The sequence below is a fragment of the Paraburkholderia sp. CNPSo 3272 genome, assembly GCF_024206495.1.
GTDB lineage: Bacteria > Pseudomonadota > Gammaproteobacteria > Burkholderiales > Burkholderiaceae > Paraburkholderia.
On record NZ_JAMBPQ010000046.1, the window covers coordinates 21,309 to 44,770 of the forward strand.

General features: G+C 65.7%; 18 protein-coding genes and 1 pseudogene. 12 read left to right on the forward strand and 7 right to left on the reverse strand.

Annotated elements, in window-relative coordinates:
* The first annotated feature begins 273 nt into the window (after positions 1-273).
* Both M3I53_RS32810 and M3I53_RS32815 read left to right on the forward strand, forming a co-directional pair.
* Positions 274-1,017 (forward strand): GntR family transcriptional regulator, encoded by a 744-nt coding sequence (locus M3I53_RS32810; RefSeq protein WP_254319962.1) that lies wholly within the window; start codon positions 274-276, stop codon positions 1,015-1,017.
* Positions 1,018-1,057: 40 nt separating this feature from the next.
* The gene (locus tag M3I53_RS32815) at positions 1,058-2,317 is read left to right on the forward strand and encodes a LysR family transcriptional regulator (RefSeq protein WP_254319963.1); all 1,260 of its coding nucleotides are present in this window, start codon (positions 1,058-1,060) and stop codon (positions 2,315-2,317) included.
* Positions 2,318-2,385: 68 nt separating this feature from the next.
* On the opposite strand, the gene M3I53_RS32820 is transcribed toward M3I53_RS32815, so the two are convergent.
* The gene (locus M3I53_RS32820; protein WP_254319964.1) at positions 2,386-3,270 is read right to left on the reverse strand and encodes a helix-turn-helix domain-containing GNAT family N-acetyltransferase; all 885 of its coding nucleotides are present in this window, start codon (positions 3,268-3,270) and stop codon (positions 2,386-2,388) included.
* A 167-nt stretch (positions 3,271-3,437) separates the two neighbouring features.
* Here M3I53_RS32820 and M3I53_RS32825 point away from each other — a divergent pair, with 167 nt between their 5' ends.
* Both M3I53_RS32825 and M3I53_RS32830 read left to right on the forward strand, forming a co-directional pair.
* Positions 3,438-3,998 (forward strand): isochorismatase family cysteine hydrolase, encoded by a 561-nt coding sequence (locus M3I53_RS32825; RefSeq protein ID WP_254319991.1) that lies wholly within the window; start codon positions 3,438-3,440, stop codon positions 3,996-3,998.
* A 146-nt stretch (positions 3,999-4,144) separates the two neighbouring features.
* The gene (locus M3I53_RS32830) at positions 4,145-4,696 is read left to right on the forward strand and encodes a hypothetical protein (RefSeq protein ID WP_254319965.1); all 552 of its coding nucleotides are present in this window, start codon (positions 4,145-4,147) and stop codon (positions 4,694-4,696) included.
* A 99-nt stretch (positions 4,697-4,795) separates the two neighbouring features.
* Here M3I53_RS32830 and M3I53_RS32835 read toward each other — a convergent pair.
* Positions 4,796-4,891: pseudogene (locus M3I53_RS32835) on the reverse strand (NADP oxidoreductase coenzyme); the annotation flags it as partial.
* A 104-nt stretch (positions 4,892-4,995) separates the two neighbouring features.
* On the reverse strand, positions 4,996-5,736 hold the full coding sequence (locus M3I53_RS32840; protein ID WP_254319966.1) for an SDR family NAD(P)-dependent oxidoreductase: 741 nt from the start codon (positions 5,734-5,736) through the stop codon (positions 4,996-4,998).
* Positions 5,737-5,858: 122 nt separating this feature from the next.
* On the opposite strand from M3I53_RS32840, the gene M3I53_RS32845 reads away from it, so the two are divergent.
* Positions 5,859-6,749, forward strand: coding sequence for a LysR family transcriptional regulator (locus M3I53_RS32845; protein WP_309249562.1), 891 nt, complete (start codon positions 5,859-5,861; stop codon positions 6,747-6,749).
* A gap of 27 nt (positions 6,750-6,776) precedes the next feature.
* Here M3I53_RS32845 and M3I53_RS32850 read toward each other — a convergent pair whose 3' ends face one another.
* A complete protein-coding gene (locus M3I53_RS32850) occupies positions 6,777-7,667 on the reverse strand; it encodes a LysR substrate-binding domain-containing protein (protein WP_254319968.1) in 891 nt (296 codons plus the stop codon).
* A 101-nt stretch (positions 7,668-7,768) separates the two neighbouring features.
* On the opposite strand from M3I53_RS32850, the gene M3I53_RS32855 reads away from it, so the two are divergent.
* The gene (locus M3I53_RS32855; protein ID WP_254319969.1) at positions 7,769-8,359 is read left to right on the forward strand and encodes a LysE family translocator; all 591 of its coding nucleotides are present in this window, start codon (positions 7,769-7,771) and stop codon (positions 8,357-8,359) included.
* Between the two features lie 2 nt (positions 8,360-8,361).
* On the forward strand, positions 8,362-8,754 hold the full coding sequence (locus tag M3I53_RS32860) for a cupin domain-containing protein (RefSeq protein ID WP_254319970.1): 393 nt from the start codon (positions 8,362-8,364) through the stop codon (positions 8,752-8,754).
* A gap of 34 nt (positions 8,755-8,788) precedes the next feature.
* On the opposite strand, the gene M3I53_RS32865 is transcribed toward M3I53_RS32860, so the two are convergent.
* Positions 8,789-9,889 carry an NADH:flavin oxidoreductase/NADH oxidase gene (locus tag M3I53_RS32865; protein WP_254319992.1) on the reverse strand — a complete coding sequence of 367 codons (1,101 nt, stop codon included), beginning with the start codon at positions 9,887-9,889 and terminating at the stop codon, positions 8,789-8,791.
* 436 nt (positions 9,890-10,325) lie between these two features.
* Here M3I53_RS32865 and M3I53_RS32870 point away from each other — a divergent pair, with 436 nt between their 5' ends.
* A complete protein-coding gene (locus M3I53_RS32870; RefSeq protein WP_254319971.1) occupies positions 10,326-11,453 on the forward strand; it encodes an aminotransferase class V-fold PLP-dependent enzyme in 1,128 nt (375 codons plus the stop codon).
* A gap of 85 nt (positions 11,454-11,538) precedes the next feature.
* On the opposite strand, the gene M3I53_RS32875 is transcribed toward M3I53_RS32870, so the two are convergent.
* Both M3I53_RS32875 and M3I53_RS32880 read right to left on the reverse strand, forming a co-directional pair.
* Positions 11,539-12,234, reverse strand: coding sequence for a 4-carboxy-4-hydroxy-2-oxoadipate aldolase/oxaloacetate decarboxylase (locus tag M3I53_RS32875; RefSeq protein ID WP_254319972.1), 696 nt, complete (start codon positions 12,232-12,234; stop codon positions 11,539-11,541).
* Positions 12,231-12,962, reverse strand: a complete 732-nt coding sequence (locus tag M3I53_RS32880) for a PIG-L deacetylase family protein (protein WP_254319973.1) — start codon at positions 12,960-12,962, stop codon at positions 12,231-12,233. Before M3I53_RS32880 ends, M3I53_RS32875 begins: the two co-directional genes overlap by 4 nt.
* A gap of 720 nt (positions 12,963-13,682) precedes the next feature.
* On the opposite strand from M3I53_RS32880, the gene bcsB reads away from it, so the two are divergent.
* The 4 genes from bcsB (at position 13,683) to bcsE (ending at position 23,454) form a co-directional block, all read left to right on the forward strand.
* Positions 13,683-16,097 carry a cellulose biosynthesis cyclic di-GMP-binding regulatory protein BcsB gene (gene bcsB / locus M3I53_RS32885; RefSeq protein ID WP_254319974.1) on the forward strand — a complete coding sequence of 805 codons (2,415 nt, stop codon included), beginning with the start codon at positions 13,683-13,685 and terminating at the stop codon, positions 16,095-16,097.
* A gap of 2 nt (positions 16,098-16,099) precedes the next feature.
* Positions 16,100-17,434, forward strand: a complete 1,335-nt coding sequence (bcsZ, locus tag M3I53_RS32890; protein WP_254319975.1) for a cellulose synthase complex periplasmic endoglucanase BcsZ — start codon at positions 16,100-16,102, stop codon at positions 17,432-17,434.
* Positions 17,416-21,543, forward strand: coding sequence for a cellulose synthase subunit BcsC-related outer membrane protein (locus tag M3I53_RS32895; protein ID WP_254319976.1), 4,128 nt, complete (start codon positions 17,416-17,418; stop codon positions 21,541-21,543). Before bcsZ ends, M3I53_RS32895 begins: the two co-directional genes overlap by 19 nt.
* A gap of 72 nt (positions 21,544-21,615) precedes the next feature.
* Positions 21,616-23,454 carry a cellulose biosynthesis protein BcsE gene (gene bcsE / locus M3I53_RS32900; RefSeq protein WP_254319977.1) on the forward strand — a complete coding sequence of 613 codons (1,839 nt, stop codon included), beginning with the start codon at positions 21,616-21,618 and terminating at the stop codon, positions 23,452-23,454.
* Positions 23,455-23,462 lie beyond the last annotated feature (8 nt).

The window sequence follows — 23,462 nt, forward strand, 5'->3', positions numbered from 1 at the left end:
AAAAACGCCCCCGGAACCGTAAGCAAGGGTTAACCACGAATTTTTCACGTTCGATCGTGAATTCAAGGCTTGTGCGCGCTTGCGCACATTCCGGCGATCGCGCAAACCCGCGCGCCGCAACGGTTTTTGGTATCCTGAAACACCATTGCGGGAACTGCGGCCGATCCGGCCCGGCCACTCCCTCATAAACGAAACAGATATCAAAAGAACGAACTCGCAAGGGCCGCGCGCGCCATACGCCGCGCGCTTCGGCCGCTGCGATTCACGCATGACATGAACGGAACGACACAGCAAACCATCGTGCAGGCGCTGCGCACGCGCATCCTCTCCGGCGAACTCGAGCCCGGCGAGCGGCTCGTCGAGGCGCAGCTGGCCGAGCGCCTCGGCATTTCACGCACGCCGCTGCGCTATGCGCTGAGTGTGCTCGCGACCGAAGGCCTCGTCGAGCGCTCGGGCGCGCGCGGCTACACCGTGCGGCGCTTTTCCGTGACCGATGTGCTCAACGCCATCGACGTGCGCGGCGTGCTCGAAGGGCTCGCCGCGCGCACGGTCGCCGAGCGCGGCGTGGAGCAGGCGCTCGCGCGCGCACTCGAAGACTGTCTGCGCGAAGGCGACGCGATTTTCGCGGCCGGCGTGCTCGACAGCGAAGCGGAAACGCGCTACGCCGCGATGAACGGCCGCTTCCACGCACTGATTGTGGAAGCGGCGCACAATCTTGCGGTGAGTGCCGCGCTCGGGCTCAACGACAAGATTCCATTCGTCTCGCCGGGCACGGTGGTGTTCGACAAGTCCGCGCAGCAGCGTCAGTTCATGATGCTCTCGTATGCGCACCGCCAGCATCACGCCATTGTCGGCGCGCTCATCAGCGGCGAAGGAGCACGCGTCGAGGCGCTGATGAAAGAGCACACGCATATTTCGAAGGAGAGCCTCAATCTTTCGGTCGACCGGCTGCATCTAAGCGCGGTCGACGATGGCGCCGCCGCCGCGGTTGCCATGGTTGCCACGGTCGCCGCATGAGACACGGCGCGTATCCCACCCAAAACGACATGATCGAGCCGTGAGCCAGCCCGAACTCCTGAACCTCGCGCATCTGCGCGCTTTTCGCCTCGTTGCCGACACGGGCAGCGCCACGCGCGCCGCTTCGGCCCTGTATCGCGCGCAATCGGCCGTCACACGCTCGGTCCAGGAACTGGAGACAGCGCTGGGCGCGCCGCTCTTCGAGCGCAAACCTTCTGGCATGCTGCCCACGGCCGTGGGCCGCGTGGTGCTCGAGCGCTGCGCGCGCATTTTCGGCGAACTGGAAGAGCTCGCGCAGTGGTGCGCCGCGCGCCAGGCGCGCCGGCGCGCGCTGAGCGAAGGCACACTGCCCGCGTATCTGCTCAACACGCGGCGGCTGCAGCTATTCGTCGCTCTCGCACGGCACCGCCATATGCCGAGCACGGCTAATGCATTCGGCATCAGCCAGCCCGCCGTGAGCAGCGCCATGCGCGTGCTCGAGAGCGGCTCGGGTGTCACGCTCTTCCATCGGGGTCCGCGCGGCGTGCTGCTCACGGCCGAGGGGGAGACCTTCCTGCTGCACGTGCGGCGCGCGCTCAACGAGTTGCGCCACGTTCCCGACGATATCGCGGCGCTGCACGGCAACATCCAGGGCGCGGTGACGGTGGGCGCGCTGCCTTTGGGCCGCACGCTGATCCTGCCGGTCGCCATCGCGCGCCTTTCCGCGCAACATCCGGGCGTGCGCGTGGTGACCGACGAAAGCGCATATGAACTGCTCGTGGCGGGACTGCGCGCGGGCGACGTGGATTTCGTGCTCGGCGCGCTGCGCGAGAACGACGCCGCAAGCGGCCTGGGCAACGAGCGATTGATGTCGGAGGACATGGTCGTGCTCGCGCGGCGCGATCATCCGCTCGCGAAGAAGCACGGCCTCACGCTGAACGATTTGCGTGATGCGCAATGGATACTTTCGCGCACGCATTCGCCCTCGCGCGGGCTGCTCGAAGCGCAGTTCCGCCGCGTGAAGCTCAAGCCGCCCCTGCCCACCGTCGAAACCGCAGATCTTGCCGTGATTCGCGGGTTGCTGCTCGGCACGGACATGATCACGGCGCTCTCGGCGCAGCAGTTGCACTACGAAATCGAGTCGGGGCAACTGGTAGTTCTCGACGTGCCGCTGCAGCACACGCGCCGCGATATCGGGCTTACGCTGCGCGCGCAGGGCTCGCCTTCGCCTGCGGCACGCGCGCTGATCGACGCGATCCGGCTCGCGGTGATGGATGTTGCGCCCGCCACGCGCGTCGTGGAGGGGCGGCGCGCAGGGTGAATCCGCAACCCCCGTGTGACGATCGTCAGCGAGAATCGAAAGTCCGTACTGCAAAGCGTTGCGGTCGTTCAGTCCAGGCGCTTTTCAAACCAGTGATGGGCATACGGTTCGGCATTGAAGGCATCGACTTCGACGAATCCTGATTGCCTGTATAGCGATATCGCCTCACGCAAAGTTCGATTCGTCTCCAGGCGAATAACGCGCGCCTTGGCCTGCCGGGCACGTTTCTCCGCCTCGACGATCAAGCGGCGGCCCACGCCCATACCGCGTGCGGAAGGACTCACCCACATTCTCTTGAGTTCGGCCGGGGACTTCTTGTGAAACTTCAGCGCGACGCAGCCGATCGCGTTTCCATGGAGTCTCGCGACGATCAGCGCGCCTGCCGGCGCCGTCAGTTCGACAGCATCTGCCGACAAGCTCATGGACGGGTCGAATCCGGCTTCAAAGCGTTGGTCGAGTTCGCTGAAATACTGTTCGAAACACCACCGCGCGTCATCGCTATCCGGGTCCTCAGTCGCAAAGTGCACGAGCGACGCCTGCAGCAAGCATTCGACCTCGGACATGGCTTCGATTAGTCGCCGACGCTGCTTGTCGCCGAGAGGTTCGAGCACGCGCAAGGCGACTGCGTCGGAGAGCCGTTCGAGTTCAGCCCTTTCGATAAGGCCCGCCTCCGTCAGGCAGGCCCGGCAAACCCGGCGGTCGTTCGAATCAGTTAGGATAACGACAAGTTTTTGCCGCTCGAGCGACGCCAGGGTACGGCTGACATAACCCGAATCCAGACTGAGCCGCACGCGCAGCGTACGAATATCCGCCCCTTCGACACCGATCTCCCATAGCAGGCGCGATTCACCCATCGGGCGGCCTCGTCCAAGAAAATGATCGTCGATAGCGCCGATGCTTTCCGCGACGATGCGGTTAAAGCGACGAATCTGTCGAATGGAGGACGCACTCATATCTCTGACTTTAGTCAGAGATTTTGAATCCGTCAACCTCTAGCCAAGGCGCACGCAGTCGACGAGATGCGGTGCCCCCGGAGCTTATGGCCGCTGGAAACGGTAGTATTGCCAGCGGATATCGAGTGAGGGAAGCCGTGAATCAGGAAAACGCGTTAGATGGTGCGATGGCAATCACGCCGGCGCAAACCGCGCTTCTCGTCATGCACTATCAGACCGATATTCTCGGGCTCTTTCCCTCGGTCGCGCCGGCCTTGCTTGCCAATACGCGCAAGCTCTGCGACGCGGCGCGGACCAAAGGCGTGAGCGTCTATTTCGCCAACCTCCGCTTCAGTCCGGGCTACCCGGAAGTCAGCCCGTTGAACAAGAACGGGCAGGGAATCAAGCAACTCGGTCTCTTCGTCGAAGACCAGACCTCGCCGGAGTTGGGCCAGCGGGCTTGCGAACCGGTCGTCGTTGCACACCGGGCCAGCGTGTTCTTCGGCACCGATTTGCAGGCGCGACTTTGCGCACAAGGTGTCGATTCGCTGATTATGGTCGGCATTGCATCGACCGGCGTTGTGCTGTCGTCGGTCGCATATGCGAGCGACGCGGACTTCCGCCTGTACACGGTCAAGGATTGCTGCTACGACCCGGATCCGGTGGTACACGAACATCTGTTCTCCACCGCATTCGATTCGCGCACCACGGTACTCTCGCTCGCGGACGCCTTGCTGCTGCTTGCCTAGACCCGTCACGACCACCTCGATCGCACGGCTCATACAACGGCGGAAAAGCGATCCGTCGACGTCATTCGAGTCGCGCCGATCCGCGCATGCATTGCCCTACTCGTCGACTCGATATGTGCAATGCCAGGGTTAACCTCGATGAATATATGCATAACGCACGCCGTAATACTAATTCTTACATCGAGGCCGGCCCGTTGGAGATGAGAACGCTAACGTTTGCGCAGAGACTACGAGCAGGCAGGAACCACGAACCCACTTACCGGAGTCATTGCGCCCGCATCGCGCTCGCAGCCTTCGTCACCGCCCTCGCGGGATGCGGAAATGCCGTTTCGGATTCGGACATCCAGTTCGTCACGGCCGCCATGCCGGCGCAGTTCGAGGCGTTCCGCATGTACGGCGCGGTCCCCTTTCGCGACGGCTCGCCCGGTTTGTCTGCTCATGCCCCAGCCCGGCTCCAGCAGGGCTGCGAGGCGGTCGTTCGATCAGCGAAGGGCAGTTTTCGCGAGTCGGCGGTCCTCGACAGCGAATCGGCCGAGTACTTCGAGCTAGATGTTTCGCGTACGCCCGATGGATGGACTGTGACAACCGACAGCATTTCGGCACCGAGCGGCAACTCCGTGGGACTTCGCACCCAGTTCACGAACTGCCTGACTGCAATCAAGGACAAGCTGCGGGCCCAGCCGGACTCGATACGGTGAGCCGTGGTCCCGCATGGCGAACGGCTAGCGTCCGTCCGCCGGCAACGCTATGCCCGTTCCGAATGCGCTCTCGCCGGAAGCGAGTTGGCGCGCGGCCGGTCAGTCGAATTTGACCAGATCCTGGAAAACCAGCTGGGCCCACGTGTTGCCGCGAGCCTGAACGAGGAGACCGCCCTCGCCGATCTTCCCGAGTTCGTGCCGATCTTGCCAAGCCCGATGATTGCGTAGCTCATTGAATTGTCCATTCGCATTCCTGCATAACGGAAAGATCACTCTGGGCGGACCGCGTGCCCCGGTCCTCAGACCTGGCCGATGCCGCCGTCATTCATCAAATCCGCGCCCGTCATATAGGAACTCTGTTCGGAGGCGAGAAAGAGTGCCGCGCTAGCCATTTCCTCGGCCCGGGCGAGTCGACCGAGCGGGACCATGCTTTTGTACATGCTCACCAGATCCTCGCGTGTCGCCGACTGGGCGTCGAGTATCGGCGTGTCGGTGACGCCAGGACTGAGCATGTTGACGCGAATGCCGCGATCCTTGAATTCGGCGGCCCAGGTGCGCGCATAGGAACGCAACGCGGCCTTGGTCGCCGCGTAGGCGGTGTGCCCGGGAATGCCCATGACGTGCATGGCCGAAGAAACCAGGACGATCGATCCACCGCCCGTCATCATCGGCAGCAGCTTGTGCACCAGAAATACGGGGCCGCGCGCCATGAGGTTGAATGCCTTGTCGAAATGCTCGGGCGTGATGGTGTCGATCGAAGCCTGCTCGGTAAAGCCCGCGTTCGACACGATGATGTCGACGACACCCTTTTCTTCCCTGACTGCCGCGGCGACGCGGTCGAGGTCATCGAGATTCGCGGCGTCGGCCTGGATCGCCGTCACGTTGCGTCCGATCAGTTCGGCGGCCTCGTCGAGCTGGCCTTGCCGACGGCCGAAGATAAACACATGAGCGCCTTCGGCGACGAACCGCTGGGCGATCGCCAAGCCGATACCGGTCGTCGCGCCGCTAATGACGGCAACCTTGCCTGTGAGAGTGGACATTGGAATTTTCTGCCTCGTCGTGAATGGTAGAGACATCGTAATTGCCACCCCAACGAATGATAATTAGCGGAGTTATCATGAGATCTATTCTTCGAGGGAATGGGTCTCACGAGAGATATGCAATGGATCGGTTTCACGAACTGAACGCCTTCATCGCCGTTGTCGAAGCGGGCGGCTTTTCCGCCGCGGCGCGTAGAACCGGCGATTCACAGTCCGCCATCAGCAAGGCGATCGGTGCGCTGGAAAAGCGCCTCGGCGTGCAGCTATTGAACCGAAGCACACGCAGCGTGACCCTTACGGATCAGGGGCAGAAATACTACGAGCGCACCAAGCCGTTGCTGGACGAGATCGAAGTGGCCGACAACGAACTGAGCAGCAGCACGCTCGATGTCTCGGGCCTTGTCCGCATCGCCGCCGCCTCGACGTTCGGCCGTCTGCACATTCTCCCGCTCATTCCCGCACTGCTGTCGCGCCATCCTGGGCTGCGGGTCGATCTCGTGTTGTCGGATTTCGTCCGCGATATGGTGGAGGATCGAATCGACCTCGCGATTCGCGTGGGCACCGTCAACGATCCGGATTCGGTTGTGAGAAAAATTGCCAGCACCCCGCTGGTCTGCGTGGGATCGCGCCGCTATTTCGAGCAACACGGCATACCGAAGGATCCTGCGGAACTCGCCAGGCACAATTGCCTTGTCTACGGCGGCCTGATGGAATCGGCGAACTGGCCGTTTCATGGACCGCAAGGCCGGTTCAGCGTGCCGGTGCGAGGCAACCTGTCGTCCAATAGCGTCGAGACTATCCGATCGGCCGTGCTCGCGGGTGTGGGAATCGGCCTCTTCGCGAAGCTTTCGCTGACCGACGAACTCAAGCATCCCGATATCGTCACCGTGCTGGACGACTTCATTGGGGACGCCCGTGATATCAGCATCGTCTGGCCGAGCCGTCGCTTCGTGCCTGCGCGCGTGCGCAGGATTACCGACTTTTTTGCGGATGCCCTGCCGCAGCGCTTGTAGAAGCGCGACGGCCTCGAACGCAAGACATCAGGCAATGCTCGCGAGCTGCGGGCGTCGAGTGCCTGCGTCGTTCGACATCGATTCGCGTACGTGGCGCGCGAATTCTTGCGCCGCAGGCTGAACCGTTGCGGGCAATCGCAGGCAGATCGCAAACGGCGGCAGCGTGGGCAAGCCGGTTGCTTGAGGCGCGAGCGTCTCGAGGTCCGCCGGCACCGTGGAGGCGAGCCAGGTCGTGATCGCGAGGCCCGCACGCACCGTCGCGGCGGTCGCCTCGATGTTGCCGCTCTCGAATACCGTGCGCCACGCAATGCCTTCGTCCGCGAGCGCGCCGAGCACGACCGGCCGGAAGGCGCATCGCTCGTCCACCATCGACAGCGGCAACGGCCGCTTCTGCCAGGCATCGCTGCCCCGCCCCTTGACCCACACCAACGGCTCGATGCGGACCACCTCGCCTTCGGCTTCGCTCGCGACATATTCGACCAGCGATATATCCACGCGGCCGCTATGCACCGCTTCGCTCAATTCCGGCGACGCCGCACACACGAGCGAAATTTCCACTTGCGGATGCGCATCGGCGAACGCCTTCATCGCGGGTGCGAGCGGTGTCACGAGATCGTAGGGCACGCCCACGCGCAGGCTGCCGCGCAGCGATCGGCCGGTCATGTCGGCCCAGATTTCGTCGTTCAGCTGCAGCAGCTGGCGCGCCTTCACGAGAAATAGCTCGCCATGGCGCGATAGCTCCAGCTTGCGCGTCTTGCGCACGAACAGCAGGCAATCCAGCACGTCTTCCAGACGCTTCACCTGCTGGCTCACGGCGCCTTGCGTCATATGCAGCAGATTCGCGGCGACCGTCATGCTGCCGCTATCGGCGACGGCAACAAAGGTGCGGATCAGATCGAGGTCGAGGTTTCGGCTCATGGATGCATTATGCTGCGTAATGGATCGCATCAGGATTATTGCCTTTGATGATGCGTCGGCAATCCGTACAGTGCAAGTTTCATTCTTCCGGATGTGCACCGATGACCTCGATCCTGCCGCTTCTCCTGTTTGTCGTCATTGCGACCGTGACGCCCGGCGGCGCCACCACGCTCGCCACCGCTTCGGGCGCGCGCTTCGGCTTCGCGCGTTCGATTCCGCTGATGCTCGGTATCGCGATCGGCCTGGCTGTGCTCGCCGCCGTCGCCGGACTCGGGCTGGGCGGTCTGCTGCTCGCGCTACCGTCGCTGCAAACGGCCGTCAAGGCAGTCGGCTCCGCGTATCTGCTGTGGCTCGCGTGGCGCATCGCGCGCAGCGGGCCGCCGAACGCAGGTAACGGCCCCGCGCACCCCATCACGCTCGTCAACGGATTCCTGCTGCTATGGCTCAACCCGAAAAGCTGGGCGATGACGGTCGGCGCGGCGGCGTCGTTCTCGCTGCTCGCAAGCAGTCCGAACCGACTCGCGCTGCTGTTCGGCGCCGCGTTCGGCGTGTCTGCGTGCGTCTCACTCGCACTGTGGTGCGCGCTCGGCGTGCTGCTCGCCCGCCTCTTTCGCACGCCGCGTCACTGGCGCATCCTCAATCTTGCGATGGGCGTACTGCTCGCCGCATCCGTCATTCCAGCATGGAGATAACGATGTCTGGTCATCCGTTTGCCGAATCGTTCGACCTCGAAGCCGCATTCGCCGGCGTGTCCGATTACTGGTCGCCGAAAGTCGTCGCCCAGGTCAACGATCAGTACGTGAAGATCGCGAAAGTGCGCGGGCAGCTCGTGTGGCACGACCACGAGCACGAGGACGAACTGTTCTTCGTCGTGCGCGGGCACCTGAAAATCGAGTATGAGGACGGGCGTGTCGTCGATCTGCCCGCGGGCTCGATGCACGTCGTGCCGCGCGGCACGCTGCACAATCCCGTCGCAGAGGACGAATGCTGGGTCGTGCTGATCGAGCCCGTGCAGACGATGCATACGGGGCGCGTGGAATCCCCATTGACGAGGACGATCGAAGAGCAGTTAGGCAAAGCACGCTGATGCGGGCCCGCCCGCGGGCCTCGACAAGACGGCTTCAAACGAACAGCTTAGGCAGCCGATTCGGTTGAGCGCGAAGATACTGCTTCGGCGCCTTGACCTGGGCCCCGAAGTGAGCGGCAGCGTGCCACGGCCAGCGCGGGTCGAAGAGCACGGCCCGGGCCAGCGCGATCAGATCGGCGTCTCCCGTGCTGAGGATGGACTCGGCTTGTTCGAATTCGGTGATCATGCCAACGGCGATGACTGGGAGCGTCGTCGCCTGCTTCACGGCCCGCGCGAACGGAACCTGATAGCCAGGCCCGACCGGGATTTGCGCGGCGGGGTTCGAGCCGCCACTCGAGACGTTGATCGCGGCGCAGCCCCTGGCCTCCAGTGCGTGGACAAAAGCGATCGCGTCGTGCACGGACCACCCGCCGTCCACCCAGTCAGTCGCGGAGATCCGCATCGTCACGGGGCGATCGTGCGAAAACGCGTCTCGCACGGCCTCGAAAACCTCGAGTGGAAAGCGCATCCGGTTTTCCAATGAGCCGCCATATTCGTCGTCCCTGTGATTCGAGAGCGGCGAGAGGAATTGATGGAGCAGATAGCCGTGCCCACCGAGGATCTGAATGAAGTTCAGGTCGAGCCGGGAGGCGCGTTGCGCGGCGGCCGCGAAGGCATTGCGAATGGCGGCCAGTCCGTCGCGGTCCAGGGCGGTGGGCGGTGTGTCGCCGGCCGCAAAAGCGACCGGGGATGGGCCATAGGTGTTCCAGCCATTTGCGTGACCATGGGGAATCTGTGCGCCGCCGTCCCACAACTTCTGCCGCGACCCTTTGCGGCCAGCATGGTTGAGCTGGATGCCGACCGGCGTGTCGGACCAGCGCCGAACGCTCTGCAGCACGCGTGCCATGGCGACTTCGCTCTCGTCGGAATAGAGCCCCACGTCGCCGTAACTCGTGCGCCCCTCGGGGGTGACCGCCGTCCCCTCGATGGTGAGCGCCGCCGCGCCTGAAAGCGCCAGTTGGCCGAGATGAATCAGGTGCCAATCGTTCATCTGCCCGTCTTCGGCCGAGTACTGGGCCATCGGGGCGATCACGATCCGGTTGGCCAGCTCCAGGTTGCCGACCTGTATCGGCGTGAACAGCAATGGATGGCTCAAATGGGTGCCGGTTGTTGCGCCGCTTGCGCCGCTATTGGCGGCGACCTTGCCTGCGAGTATGAGCATGAAGATCTTCTATCGGGTGATGAGTGACAGATAGATCCTAGTGGCCAGATCGTGGAGCGTTAATTCGCAGATTCTTCATAAGGCCAATTCCCGCCGGGAATAATCATCAACGACGAGTCGCGGCCGCTTCTGAGGGATTATGCTGTCCCTCGGGGCAGGTGAGCCAGACTGCGGTTCTGCCGCATCGCACCATTGGCTGGGACGCACCAGCGCTTTGGACCTGTCCAGGTAGCACAGAAAAATATGCGCCAGCCTGCAGACGGCTTTCGCTAGAATCTATTTTCGTCGCGACAAAACCCATCTGCATGGGTGCAGCAGCATCGAATCGCACATGCTGCTCACCTTGTTCATCCTTTTTTTGGAGGCGAGCGTGCCAGGTTTACTTCCCAACGTCGACCGCGAGGGACTCCTCGAATATTCAGTGGTTTACACCGACCGCTCGATCAATCACATGTCGCAGCTCTTTCAGGGCGTCATGCGGGATATCTCCAGTTCCCTGAAAAAAGTCTACAACGCGAAGTCGGTCGTGGTCGTCCCGGGCAGCGGGACCTTCGGCATGGAAGCCGTTGCCCGGCAGTTCGCGACGAACAGGAAGTGCCTCGTGATTCGCAACGGCTGGTTCAGTTTCCGCTGGTCGCAGATTTTCGACATGGGCAGCATTCCCTCTGAATCGATCGTCTTGAAGGCGCGCCCGGTCGAACAGGGAAGGCAGGCCGCCTACGCACCGCCCGCTGTCGAAGACGTCGTCGCGGCGATCAAGGAAAACAAGCCCGATCTGGTCTTTGCGCCGCACGTCGAAACCGCATCGGGAATGATGCTGCCCGACGCGTATTTGCGCGCGGTGGCCGACGCCGTGCATGCCGTAGGCGGCATGTTCATACTCGACTGCATCGCCTCCGGTACGGTCTGGGTCGACATGGAGAAAAGCGGCGTCGATATCCTGATCAGCGCACCGCAAAAGGGCTGGAGCGCGTCACCCTGCTGCGCGCTCGTCATGCTCGGCCCGCTCGCCCGCGAACGAATCGACGCCACGACTAGCACCAGCTTCGCCTGTGATCTTCGCAAGTGGCTGCAGATCATGGAAGCCTACGAGAGCGGCGGATTCGCTTACCACGCAACCATGCCCACGGACAGTCTCGCGACGCTGCGTGACGTGATCAAGGAAACCGAAGCATACGGCTTCGACAAGGTGATGGCGGAGCAGCTCGAACTCGGCAAGCGCATTCGCTCACTGCTAATCAGCAAGGATTTCCGAAGCGTCGCGGCCGAAGGCTTCGAGGCGCCGGGCGTCGTGGTCAGCTACTCGGACGACGACGGCATTCGATCCGGCAAGAAGTTCGCCGATGCCGGCCTGCAGATCGCGGCGGGCGTTCCCCTGCAATGCGACGAGCCTGAAGACTTCAAGACCTTCCGCATCGGGTTGTTCGGCCTCGAAAAACTGCATGACATCGAAGGCACGGTCGCGAGGTTCGCGAAGGCGTTGGACCGCATTCTTTAAATCGCTTCGTTAGTTCATCGCGAAGCGAAACAAGCGCCCTTGCGGCGCTCGTTGTCGTTTTTGGCGCGCCTCGTGTGAAGCGGACTCAAGCGTCTGCCGGAGTGTCCGCGTAGCGCAGACCCTTTTCGGCAAGGCGCTCGCGCATGCCGTAGTAGTCGAGGCCGAGCGTGCCGCCGGCGAGCACCGCGCGCGTCTTTTCTTCCTTGGCGAGGCGCGCCTGGGTCGCTTCCACCACCTTCGCAACGGTGGCGAACGGCACCACGACCACGCCGTCGTCGTCGGCCACGACGACGTCGCCCGGATGCACGATCTGCTGCGCGCACACCACCGGAACGTTCACCGAACCGAGCGTTTCCTTCACCGTGCCTTGCGCCGAAACGGCCTTCGACCACACCGGGAAGTCCATCGCCTTCAGCGCGCGCACGTCGCGGCAGCCGGCGTCGATGATGAGACCGCGCACGCCGCGCGCCGCGAGCGAGGTGGCGAGCAGTTCACCGAAATAGCCATCTTCGCAGGGCGACGTGGGCGCGGCCACGACGACGTCGCCTTCGCGACACTGCTCGACGGCCACGTGCAGCATCCAGTTGTCCGAGGGCGGCATGAGCACCGTCACGGCCGAGCCCGCAATCGCGGCGCCCGAATAAATCGGCCGCAGATACGTTGCGAGCAGGCCGAGGCGGCTTTGCGCCTCGTGCACGGTCGCCGTGCCGGCTTCCTTGAGGATTTCGATATGGCGCGCGTCGGCGCGCGGAATCTGGGTGACGACGACACCACGTTTCATGACAGATCTCCCACCACTGCGGGCGTCAGGCGCATATAGCCTTCCGCGTATTGAATGTCGCGCTTCGCCGTGATACCGATGTTGCGCTTGGCCTGCACGCCGCGCTGTTGCGCGACACGCGTGTAGTACTCCCAGAGGTGCTCCTGACCCGCCATGCACTCGATGGCGCGGCGCTTCACATCCCACACTTCGGTGATGTCGAGGAAGGTGTTCGGAATCCACTCGCACTGCTCGGTCTGGTGCGGTTCGAACGCGTAGACCGGCGGCGCGCCGACGATCTTCTGCCCCGGATTGTGGCCTTCGGCCTGGGCGATGATGCGCGCTTCCTGCGCTACGTGCATGGCGAGCGGATGATCGAAGTTGTACGGGTCTTTCGGCGAATGGCTCAGCACGAACGCGGGCTGCACGTCGCGATAGACGTCGACGAGGCGCAGGAGCGCTTCATCGGAAACGCGCAGCGGGTAATCGCCCAGATCGAAGAACTCGCATTCCGCGCCAAGAATCTCGGCCGCGGCGAGCGCCTCCTCGCGGCGCGCGGCTTTCACTTTCTCGATGGTCATGTCGGGGCCCTTGCGCCAGAGCTTCGCCGACTCGCCGCGCTCACCGAACGAGAGGCACACCACTTTCACACGATAGCCATTCTCCTTGTGCAGGGCAATCGCACCGCCTGCGCGCCATACGAAATCCGCGCTGTGCGCGCTCACCACGAGCATCGATTTTTCAGTCATTTCCGGTTCACCAGACGTCGATCATCACGAAGCCCCATTGTAGGTTTGGGCGCACCGTGCTAACCAACGAAAGGACTGCCGAAAGGCATCGAATCTGCTTATCGGCGTCGCAAGGAACGCGGCGCGAAAACGGGGCCGGGCCGCGTCTTCCCCATGCGGCCATGCCCCGCGCTCGAATCGCTCGATGCGCTCGATGCGCTCGTCGCGCGTCCCGCCACGACCGTCACCTTCGCATCGAGCCCCGCCCGCGCGATGTTAGCGCGCGCAACCGATGGTGGGCAGCAAAGGCCGGGCCGGGTTTGCGTTCACGAGGTGGGCGAGTGACAGAGCGTGCCTCGTCTATTCGTCATCCTCAGTAATCGAACGAGACGGGAGGCTGGCTCTTGGCGCACTACCTCCGGCGCCCGCGTTGCGCGTTCGCAACGCCGCCGTCTTTGGTTGCGCGCGCAGGAATTGTCAAGCGCTCCGACTCCTGGCCCAACCCGTGCGCCCAACTGTCAAACCGGCCGCCAGGCCGCGCCAGCCCGTCATCTGCACGCTTTACGCAACGGGCATAAACAGGCGCATTCATAGGGCGCGATCCGTGGCTCTCCGTTAAACTCCACCACACATTGACGCCGTTTCGAGATAACGCTTGGCGGCACCACGCCGCCAATATCCATGGCCGCTGTCTTTGCGAGACAAAGACAGCCACTGCGAAGAAAACAAAGGGCTGTTGCGATGCGACTCTCCGTTCAAGCTGGGCTGGGCGCGCTCGTCGCCGGATTGCTGCTGGGGGCGAGCCTCTTCGCGGTGGACCAATCGGCTGTCGCCGCTACGCAGACGACCAAGGCGGCAGCGCCCAGAGCAAGTGACGTTCCCGCGTCTGCTCCCGGCGCCCCAGTTGCGGCCTCCGCTCCGGCCGCTGCTTCCACCGCCGTCGCGGGGCCCGTCGTCATCCAGACGGCACCGGGCGCCGTCATTCCGGAGCCTGCCGCGTCGACGCCGCTCGGGCAGCCGCGCACGCGCACGTTCACGTTGCGCCAGATGGGTGCGTACGGGCCGATCCAGCTGCGCGGCCTGGATCCCACCGGCGGCATGAATGTAGACGTGCGCACCGACGAAGTCGTGACCAGCGCGAAGCTCAAGCTCGTCTACACCTACTCGCCTTCGCTGATCTGGTCGCTTTCGCATCTCAGGGTGTTTGTGAACGGTGAAGTCGTCGCGACAATTCCGCTCGTGAAGGAGACCGCCGGGCAGCTCGTGACGAGCGAGATCGATCTCGACCCGCGCCTTTTCACCGACTACAACCGCATCAGCGTGCAGATGATCGCGCACTACACGCTCGATCATTGCGAGGATCCCTATCATTCGAGCCTCTGGGCCGACATCAGTCCCGACACGTCGCTCACGCTCAACACGGCGGGCATCGTTCTGCCAGACAACCTCGGGCTCTTGCCTCTGCCGTTCTTCGACCGCCACGACAACCGCCTCGTGCGCGTGCCGTTCGTGCTCGCCGCCAACGCGGGCGTGCCCGTGCTGCACGCGGCGGGCATCGTCTCCTCGTGGCTTGGCGCGCTCGCGAGCTATCGCGGCTCGCGCTTCCCGGTATCGCGCACCGTGCCGCCCGACGCCAACGCCATCGCGCTCGTGCTGCCGGGCCAGGTGCCCGAGGGGCTGAACCTGCCGGAAATCAAGGGCCCCACGGTCTCGGTCATGGCGAACCCGGCCGCCGACCCGCAGTCGGGCCGCAAGCTCCTCGTGCTCGCGGGCCGCACGCCCGAGGAACTCCTGAACGCCGCCTACGCGGTCGCGCTCGGGCAGGCCGGCATGGCCGGCAACAGCGTGATGGTGAAGTCAATCGATCTCGGTCCGGCGCGCAAGCCCTACGACGCCCCGAACTGGATGCCCACCGACCGCCCCGTGCTGTTCCGCGAACTGGTGACCGACCCGCAGCAGCTCCAGGTGTCGGGCTACAACCCGCCCGCGATCCGCGTGAACCTGCGCGTGCCCGCCGACCTTTACGCGTGGGCGCGGGGCAACGTGCCGCTCGACATCCGCTATCGCTACACGGCGCCTTCCGCATGGAACGACTCGGTGCTCAACGTGAGCATCAACGATCAACTCGTGCGCTCGCAACGGCTGCGTCCCGTCACGCGCGCCTCCGACGAAGCGCGCATCAACGTGCCGCTGCTTTCTGGCTCGGACAGCCGCTCATCGAGCAATCTGGAAATCCCCGCGTTCCGCGTGGGCAGCGACAACCAGTTCCAGTTCCAATTCCATATCGATTCACAGAAGACGGGGCTGTGCACCTCCACCGCCAACGATGTCGCGCGCGCGGCCGTCGATCCCGACTCGGTCATCGACTTCAGCGGCTTCGCACACTACACGGCGCTGCCCAACCTCGCCTTCTTCGCGAACAGCGGCTATCCGTTCACGCGCATGGCCGACCTCTCCGACACGGCCCTCGTGATTCCGGACCAACCCGACACGACGGATCAGGAAGCCGTGCTCACGCTGCTCGGCCACATGGGTCAGTGGACCGGCCTGCCCTCGCTGCGCCTGACAATCGTCCCCGCCAGCCAGGTGGACAGCGTGCGCGACAGCAACCTGCTCGTGATCGGCTCGGGCTCGGGCGCGCAACTGCTCGAGAAGTGGGGCAAGGACCTGCCGCTTCTCATCGAGCGCGGCAGGACCGAGGTGACCACGCGCGACCAGCGCAGCGGCTGGCCCGGCTGGCTTGGCGGCACAGAAGACGAGGACCCGACACCGTCGGGCCGCTCGATCGTCACGCTCGGCGGACCGATGGCGGCGCTGATCGGCTTCGAGTCGCCGCTGAAGTCGGGCAGGAGCGTGGTGGCGCTCGCCGCCACCTCGTCGGCGCAGCTTGGCGACGTGCTCGACGCGCTTCAGGACGGCGGCAAGATCTCGCAGATGCACGGCGATCTCACGCTCGTGCGCGAAGGCCAGGTGGAGGGCCTGCGCGTGGGCTACCGCTATTTCGTCGGCGATCTGCCGTGGTATGCGCGCGCCTGGGTGTTTATCTCGCGCTACCCGGCGCTGATGGCGCTCGCGGGCATTCTGGCCGGTCTGATCGTTGCGCTCACCGTGTTCTGGGCGCTCGGCCGCATGGCCTCCCGCCGCTCCGGGACCTGACGATGCGTCCGGATTTGGCTACGCTCGCGCCGGCTCTGGCGCCACGGCTCATGCGCTGGCTCGCGGCGGGCGCGCTCGCCTGCGCGCCGCTCGTGCCGCTCGCACCACTGGCGCTGCTAATGCCGGCTGCGACGGCGCTCGCGGCCGCGCCGGCCGCTCGCCCCAGCGCCAGCGCCGCAAAATCGGCCGGCCCCGCGTCCTGCGCCTGGCCTGCATGGACTGCGTTTCGCAGCACGCTGCTGAGCGCCGATGGCCGCGTGATCGACGCGAGCACGCCGCGCCAGGTGACCGTCTCCGAAGGACAGTCCTACGCGCTCTTTTTCGCGCTGGTCGCGAACGACCGCGCGAGCTTCGACAAGGTCCTCACGTGGACCGAAAACAATCTCGCGCAGGGCGACCTCGCCACGCGTCTGCCCGCATGGATCTGGGGGCGGCGCGACATCGGCGAAGACGGCAAGCCGGTTGCGGCGTCGGCGGCGTCTGACACTTCAGGCGCCGCGCATGCCGGCGAGCCGCAGTGGGGCGTGATCGACAGCAACCCCGCCAGCGACGCCGATCTTTGGATCGCCTACACGCTGCTCGAAGCCGGACGCCTCTGGAACGAGCGCCGCTACACCGCGCTCGGCACGGTGATGGCCCGCAACATCGTGCGCGAGGAAACCGCCGTACTGCCGGGTCTGGGCCGCACCGTGCTGCCGGGACCCGTGGGCTTTACGATCGGCAAGGACGGCTGGCGCCTGAACCCGAGCTATGTGCCGCTGCAGGTCATGCGGCGCTTCATGCTCGCGCTGCCGGAGGCGGGCGAATGGAAGGCGCTGCTCGCCTCGTCGGCGAGACTCGTCAACGAGACCGCGCCCAAGGGCTACTCGCCCGACTGGGTCGAATATCACGTGAAAGGCGGCTTCGCCCCCGACGCGCAAACGCACGCCGAAAGCGCCTACAACGCGATCCGCGTGTATCTGTGGGCCGGCATGCTCGCGGGCGGCGACCCACTGCGCGCCAGCACGCTCGCCACCTTCAGGCCGCTCGCGGACTTCGTCGGCGCGCATGGTTTTCCGCCCGAGCGCGTCGACACGACCACTGGCACACCGGGGCCCAACGAGGGCAACGGCGGCTTTTCCGCCGCGGTCGCGCCGTATCTGGCTGCACTTGGCCGCGGCGATCTCGCGAGCGCTCAGGCCGAGCGCAGCCGCACGCTCGCGCAAAAGTCGCCGCCTGGCTACTACAGCAGCGTGCTGATGTTGTTCGGGCTCGGCTACCTCGACGGGCTCTATCATTTCGACGCGCAAGGCCGCGTTGCCCCAGCATGGACGAGCGCATGCCCCACGCCGCGCTGAACGCCCTCGTGTCTGCCCGCCGCGCTGCCCATCTGCGCAGCGCGCGCCGTGAAGCGCGGCGCGCGGCTGCGCACGCCTTGCGAGGCGAGGCGCTTACACGCGTGCCGCAACGCTTGTTGCCGAGCATCGCACCGCATTTCGTACCCAAACTCGCACCGAAATTCGCACCCCGACTCGCACCGATCGTCGCGCTGCTCTTCGCGGCCTCGCCGTATCTCGCCTCGGCGCAGGCAGGCCCGCAGCCGGCGGCCAACGCCGCCACGCCGGCCGCCCAAGCCGCGCAGTTGCTCTCGGCCGCACGGATGTGGGAAGGCAAGAATCGTCCGGATATCGCACGCGGGCTCGTGCAAAAAGCGCTGCTGTTCGATCCACAGCAGCCCGACGCGCTCGCGTTGCTCGGCGAAATCGAGCTGCGCTCGAATCGCCCGGCCGAAGCCGCGAAAATCCTCGCGCAGCTCAAGAAGGTCGCACCGAACGCGAGCGCGACGAAAGAACTCGACGACGCCTACCGCGTCGCCACGAGCGGCAAGATGGAGATGGCGCAGATCCGCCTGCTCGCGGCCGCCGGCAAGAGCGAGGAAGCCTCGGCGCGCCTGCTCAAGCTCTTTCCGAACGGTGCGCCCGCGGGCGATCTCGCGGGCGACTACTACCGCATCCTTGCCGGCACGACCGCGGGCCGCGCGCAGGCGATCGGCGAATTGCGCACGCGCGTGAAGCAGAATCCGAACGATCCCCGTCTCGCGCTGATCCTCGGCGACCTGCTCACCGACCGCGCCGATACGCGCATGGAAGGCCTCAACCTGATCTACCACGTGTACCAGCGGCAGGACAGCAACCGTGCGTTCGCGCTCGAACTTTGGCGGCGCGCGCTCGCGAGCGCCGGGCACGACGATCCCGCCTATTACGTGTGGTATCTGCGCTATCTGCAGGAAGTGCCCGACGACTCCGATGCGAAGCAGACCGTCGCCGATCTCGGCAAGAAGCTCGGCGCGAAGGGCCAGGCGCAGGCGCAAGCCCTGGCGCAGAACCCATCGGCCGTCATTAGCGCGCCGCCGGCCACGGCAGCGGGCAACGCGCGAGCGTCAACCCAGGCGCGTGCACGGCCCCCCGGCCCCGGCGCCGCCGATCGCGCGCGCGGACTTGCGCAACTCGATCGCGGCGATCTCAAGGACGCCGAAACCTCGCTGCAAAGCGCGCAGCGCGCGAACCCCAACGACGGCGAAACCATCGGCGCGCTCGGTCTCGTGCGGCTGCGCGAAGGCCGCCACGACGAGGCGCGCGAGCTGTTCGCGCGCGCCCTCAAGCTCGACCCGGACAACGCCGGCAAGTGGCGCAGCCTCGAAAAGACGGCCGCCATCTGGGGCACCATTGCGAAGGCGCGCGAAGCCAATTCGCAGGGCAAGCCCGAAGAAGCCGAAACGCTCGCGCGCGAGGCGCTCAAGCTCGATCCGGGCAACACGACTGCCAGCGATATCCTCGGCAACGCGCTCATCGCGCAGAAGAAGTGGCCCGAAGCCGAAGCCGTGCTGCGGCCGCTCGTGAACGCGCCCAAGCCCGACATGGACGCGCTGCGCGGCCTCGTGACGGTACTGCGCGAAACGGGCCGCGCAAGCGAGATCGAGCCGCTCATCGCCGCCACGACGCCGCGCGTGAGCGGTTCGAGCGCGGAGCAAAAGCAGCTGCGCGCCGAACTGCTCTCGATCCAGGCGGACCAGCTGCTCGCGGACAACCGCAAGAGCCCGGCCATCGCGAAACTCGAAGAAGCCGTGCGCCTCACGCCCGATGACGCCTGGACGCGCTTCAGGCTCGCGCGCCAGTACCGTGATCTGGGCTTGCCCGCACTGGGCCGCCAGGTCATGGAAGACGGCCTGAAGGTCTCTCAGGCGCCCGACATGCGCTACGCCACGGCGCTTTATCTGAATTCCGTGGACGACGTCGATGCGGCCGCCGCGCAACTCGACGCCGTGCCCGAAGCACAGCGCAGCGAAGGCATGCGCCAACTGATGGGCAATCTCGCCGCGCAGAAAAAGATCGCGCAGGCCCGCCAGCTCATCGCTCAGGGCAAGGAAGACGAGGCGCGCGCGCTGCTCGATTCCGCCGCCGCCGACGCGAACGCGGCCAACGACCCGCAGATGCTCGCCACGGTCGGGCGCGAGTGGATCGCGATCGGCGAGCCGGACCGGGGCCTGAAGCTCGTGCAGGACTGGCTCGCGGCGCACCCCGACGACCCGGCGGCGAACGGCGCGCGCGTGCGCTACGGCGAGCTGCTGGCGGCAGCCAACCGCGACGACGCGTGGGCGAACTGGATCGACGCGACGCGCGATCAGCCCGGCATCACCGATGAGCAGAAGGCCAGCCTCGACGACCAGGAACTGCGCCTCGTCGCGCGCGAGACCGACCGCCAGATCGAGGCGGGCGACCTGACGGGCGCCCGCCACACGCTCGACGCCGTGCCCGACCGCCTCAAGACGACCAAACGCTGGCTGCTCGAAGACGTCGATCTGCGCGAAGCGAAGGGCGACTACAAGGGCGCGATGGCCTCCGCGCAGAAGGTGCTCGTGACGCAACCCGACGACGCCGATGCACGCCTCGCGGTTGCGCGTATGCTGGAGCGCGTGGGCCGAGACCGGGAGGCCGCCGACATGGTGCGCGCAGTGCTTGCCGACACCGCGGAGAACGACATCGACACGCGCCTTGCCGTGGCGCGGCGCTTCACCGCGCTCGGGCTGAACGACGAGGCTTCCGCCGTGGTCGAACCACTGCGCGAGCAGTATCCGGACAATCCGGACATTACGATCCAGGCGGGGCGCGTTGCGCAGGCGCGCGGCAACTACAACGAAGCCGCGAGCCTCTATCGCACTTCGCGCACGCAGGAAGTGGCCGAAGGCACACAGCCCGACGCCGACGGCACGACGTCGGCGGGCCGCGCGCTGCAAAGCCTGGAAGACCGCAAGCAGGGGCAGGTCGCGACCGGCTGGTACCAGTCGAACCTCTCGGGCGACCCCGGCATTTCCGAGCTGCACGCCACCGAAGTCCCGGTATACGTTCGCATTCCTGATGGGTATACGGGCCACTATTTCTTCCACGCCGATACGGTTTATCTGAACGCCGGCACGCTGCCCGGCAACGACCTCGACATCGCCTACAAGTACGGCAAGATCGCCGCGCTCGGCAACGCCGGGCTCGGATCCGTCAACGAGACCGCGACGGGCGTCGCGCTCGCGGCGGGCTACGAGTTCAGCGGTGCGAACAATAGCTGGCGCGCCGACATCGGCAGCACGCCGGTGGGCTTTCCGATCACGAGCGTGCTCGGCGGCATTCAGTACCGCCACGATTTCCCGAGCGGTTCGTCGCTCGCGCTCGACGTCTCGCGCCGTCCTGTGACCGCGAGCCTCGTTTCCTATGCGGGCGGCATCGATCCGGTCACGGGCGAGAAGTGGGGCGGCGTGGTGCGCAACGGCTTCACCGCGCGCGGCGCGCAGGACTTCGGGCCCGGCACGATTTTCACGAGCATCGGCTTCGGCCTGCTGACCGGCACCAACGTGGAAACCAATCAGGAGTTCAAGGTTCGCAGCGGCTACGACTGGTCGGTGTTCAAACGGCCCGACCAGATCGTGTCGAGCGGCCTCACGCTCAACTACTGGAAGTACTCGAAGAACGAACACAACTACACGTTCGGCAACGGCGGCTACTACAGTCCGCAAAGCTATTTTTCGGTCAGCATTCCGCTCGACTGGACCGGACGCTACAAGAAGCTCTCCTGGGAGATCGACGGATCGGTGGGCATGTCGTTCACGAACGAGAACGAGTCGCCGTTCTACCCGACGCGCCCAGGCCTGCAGGCCCAGGCGCTCGCGTTCATGAGCGCCAACGACCTTGGTTCGCCGTTCTTTGGCGGCGGCTCGGGCGGCGGCTTCAGCTATGCGGTCGAAGCGGCGGCCGAATATCGCGTGACGGAGCACTTCGTGGTGGGCGGCCGCTTCCGGCTCGACCGCTCGCGCGACTATGCGCCGAACGTGGGGGTGCTTTACCTGCGCTACTTCTTCTCGCCGCAGAAGGGGCCGGTGCCGTTCCCGCCGCGGCCGGTCGTCCCTTATTCGGCCTACTGACATGGCCACGGAGCGAGCGCGCATGACGACGATGAAACCCGCGACGATGAAATTCGCGAGACGAGCAATACGATGAACGATCCCGCCACCCTTTCCGCTGCGCCCGCCGGCGCCGGCCGCGATACGCGCCGCTCGCTGTTCTCGCGGCTCGCGCGCCGCGAGCCGCTCGCGATCGACGGCCTGCCGGCCTCGCTCGCTTCGCTCGGCGCGGGCCAGGTGCACGTGGTGTACGCGAGCGCGTCGCCCGCACGCGACGCGCTGTTCTGGCAAACCGCCGCCGCCGCGCTCACGGGTCCCGCCACCGTCCTGTCCACCCGTGACGGCGCGAGCCTCGCGGCCGCGCTGCGCGATCATGGCGTCGATCTCGACAAGAACGGTTCGACGCATGCGTGGGCAAACGTATGCGCGCTGCGCCCCCTGCCGGAGCGCGACGGCGCGCAGGTGCTGATCGAAGCGCTCAACGCGCTCGCCGAGCAGTGCGCCGCGCCCGAAAGCCAGTTCTTCATCGAAGGCGCGGAGGCGTTCTTCAACTGGCAGGACCCCGCCGCGCTCGCAGCTCAAGGCGCGCAGCTTGCGGGCTGGTGCGCGCAGCATCGTTACGGCGTGCTGATGGTGGCTGCGCCGCCCGGCCTCGGCGACGATCAGGAGCATCCCGAGCTGGCCGCCTTCCAGGCGCGCTTCGCGGGCGCCGCGCAATTGCACCAGGTGCAGGGGCAGTATCACTGGGAGGTCGCGTTCTGGCGCGCGGGCGATGCCGTGCATGGCAGCCAGAGCGTGCCGCTGCGCTTTTCCGCCGCCGATCACCGGCTCACGGTTTCCGGCGGCACCTTCGAAACCGAGATCGGCGAGGCGGGCCTGCTCGCGCCCGACGAAGGCCGCGTGATCGTTTCGCGCGACGCGATGTTGCACGAGCGCGTCCTGCCGCCGGCCTGGCAGATCGTCGATAACAACGAGGCCGCGGTGGCCGCCGCGCGCACCTCGGTCGCGGCCACGGTGATTCTCGATTTCAGCGTGAACCGCGACCTCGAAATGCTCGCCGAGCAGGTGCACACGCTGCGCCTGCAGTGCGGCGAAGCGCTGAAGATCATGGTGCGCGAAGACGCCGTGGCCATGCGCTACGAGTCGCTCATGCTCAACCTCGGCGCGAACCGCGTAATCGCGCGGCAGACGCCGCTCGCGCAGGTCGAAGCCATCGTCGACAGTCTGCACGGCCAGGTGTATTCGCGGCCCATGCCCGCCGATTACCGTGCGGCGCTCGCCGCCGTGGTGCATGGCGAGGAGAGCGGCTACGTGGGCGCGGCGCACTTCGTCGAACTCGTGAGCGCAGCGGTGGAGCGCAGCCGTGTAATCCAGCTGCCGAGCGTGCTGATTCGCCTCGCGCTGATGCCGGAAGTCGCGCACGTGGATGCGCTCAAGGCGTGCCATCTGCGCCGCGCGGGCGACATCGTGACGGCGAGCGGCGACAGCCTCTACGTGTTCTTCTTCGCCTGCCGTATGAGCGACGCCGACGCCGTGTGCCGACGCGTGTTCCAGCGGCCGCTCGCCGAGCTGTTCCAGGGCGAGGAGCGCTACGGCGACGGCCGCGCGATCACGGAGGCGCTGGCCACGCTCGGCGAGGAAATCAACACCACGCCGCCGCCCGACTATTCGGGCTGGCTCGCGATCAACGAAGGGCAGCCCGCCGCGCCCGCGGCCGTCTCGGTGCATGCCAACGGCCAGACCGTGCCGCTAGCGGCGGCCTCCGCGATCGCGCCTGGCGCAGCGACCGCCCCCACGACAGAACCCGCAGTGCCCGACAACATCGCTCCCATAAACGGCGACCTGTTGCCCGCGCTCGACGCCGCCGCGCGCACCGACAACGCGAAACCGCGAGCCGCGCCGCAGCGCGCGCCGCTGCCGCTCAAAGCATAGGAGAGCGA

Excerpts from the sequence above, each read along its gene's own strand:
- M3I53_RS32860 (WP_254319970.1), top strand. The coding sequence starts at position 8,362 with ATGTCTGGTCATCCGTTTGCCGAATCGTTCGACCTCGAAGCCGCATTC.
- M3I53_RS32840 (WP_254319966.1), bottom strand. The coding sequence starts at position 5,736 with ATGTCCACTCTCACAGGCAAGGTTGCCGTCATTAGCGGCGCGACGACC.
- M3I53_RS32880 (WP_254319973.1), bottom strand. The coding sequence starts at position 12,962 with ATGACTGAAAAATCGATGCTCGTGGTGAGCGCGCACAGCGCGGATTTC.
- M3I53_RS32810 (WP_254319962.1), top strand. The coding sequence starts at position 274 with ATGAACGGAACGACACAGCAAACCATCGTGCAGGCGCTGCGCACGCGC.
- bcsB (WP_254319974.1), top strand. The coding sequence starts at position 13,683 with ATGCGACTCTCCGTTCAAGCTGGGCTGGGCGCGCTCGTCGCCGGATTG.
- M3I53_RS32845 (WP_309249562.1), top strand. The coding sequence starts at position 5,859 with ATGGATCGGTTTCACGAACTGAACGCCTTCATCGCCGTTGTCGAAGCG.
- M3I53_RS32830 (WP_254319965.1), top strand. The coding sequence starts at position 4,145 with ATGCATAACGCACGCCGTAATACTAATTCTTACATCGAGGCCGGCCCG.
- M3I53_RS32875 (WP_254319972.1), bottom strand. The coding sequence starts at position 12,234 with ATGAAACGTGGTGTCGTCGTCACCCAGATTCCGCGCGCCGACGCGCGC.
- M3I53_RS32825 (WP_254319991.1), top strand. The coding sequence starts at position 3,438 with ATGGCAATCACGCCGGCGCAAACCGCGCTTCTCGTCATGCACTATCAG.
- bcsE (WP_254319977.1), top strand. The coding sequence starts at position 21,616 with ATGAACGATCCCGCCACCCTTTCCGCTGCGCCCGCCGGCGCCGGCCGC.
- bcsZ (WP_254319975.1), top strand. The coding sequence starts at position 16,100 with ATGCGTCCGGATTTGGCTACGCTCGCGCCGGCTCTGGCGCCACGGCTC.
- M3I53_RS32895 (WP_254319976.1), top strand. The coding sequence starts at position 17,416 with ATGCCCCACGCCGCGCTGAACGCCCTCGTGTCTGCCCGCCGCGCTGCC.
- M3I53_RS32850 (WP_254319968.1), bottom strand. The coding sequence starts at position 7,667 with ATGAGCCGAAACCTCGACCTCGATCTGATCCGCACCTTTGTTGCCGTC.
- M3I53_RS32820 (WP_254319964.1), bottom strand. The coding sequence starts at position 3,270 with ATGAGTGCGTCCTCCATTCGACAGATTCGTCGCTTTAACCGCATCGTC.
- M3I53_RS32855 (WP_254319969.1), top strand. The coding sequence starts at position 7,769 with ATGACCTCGATCCTGCCGCTTCTCCTGTTTGTCGTCATTGCGACCGTG.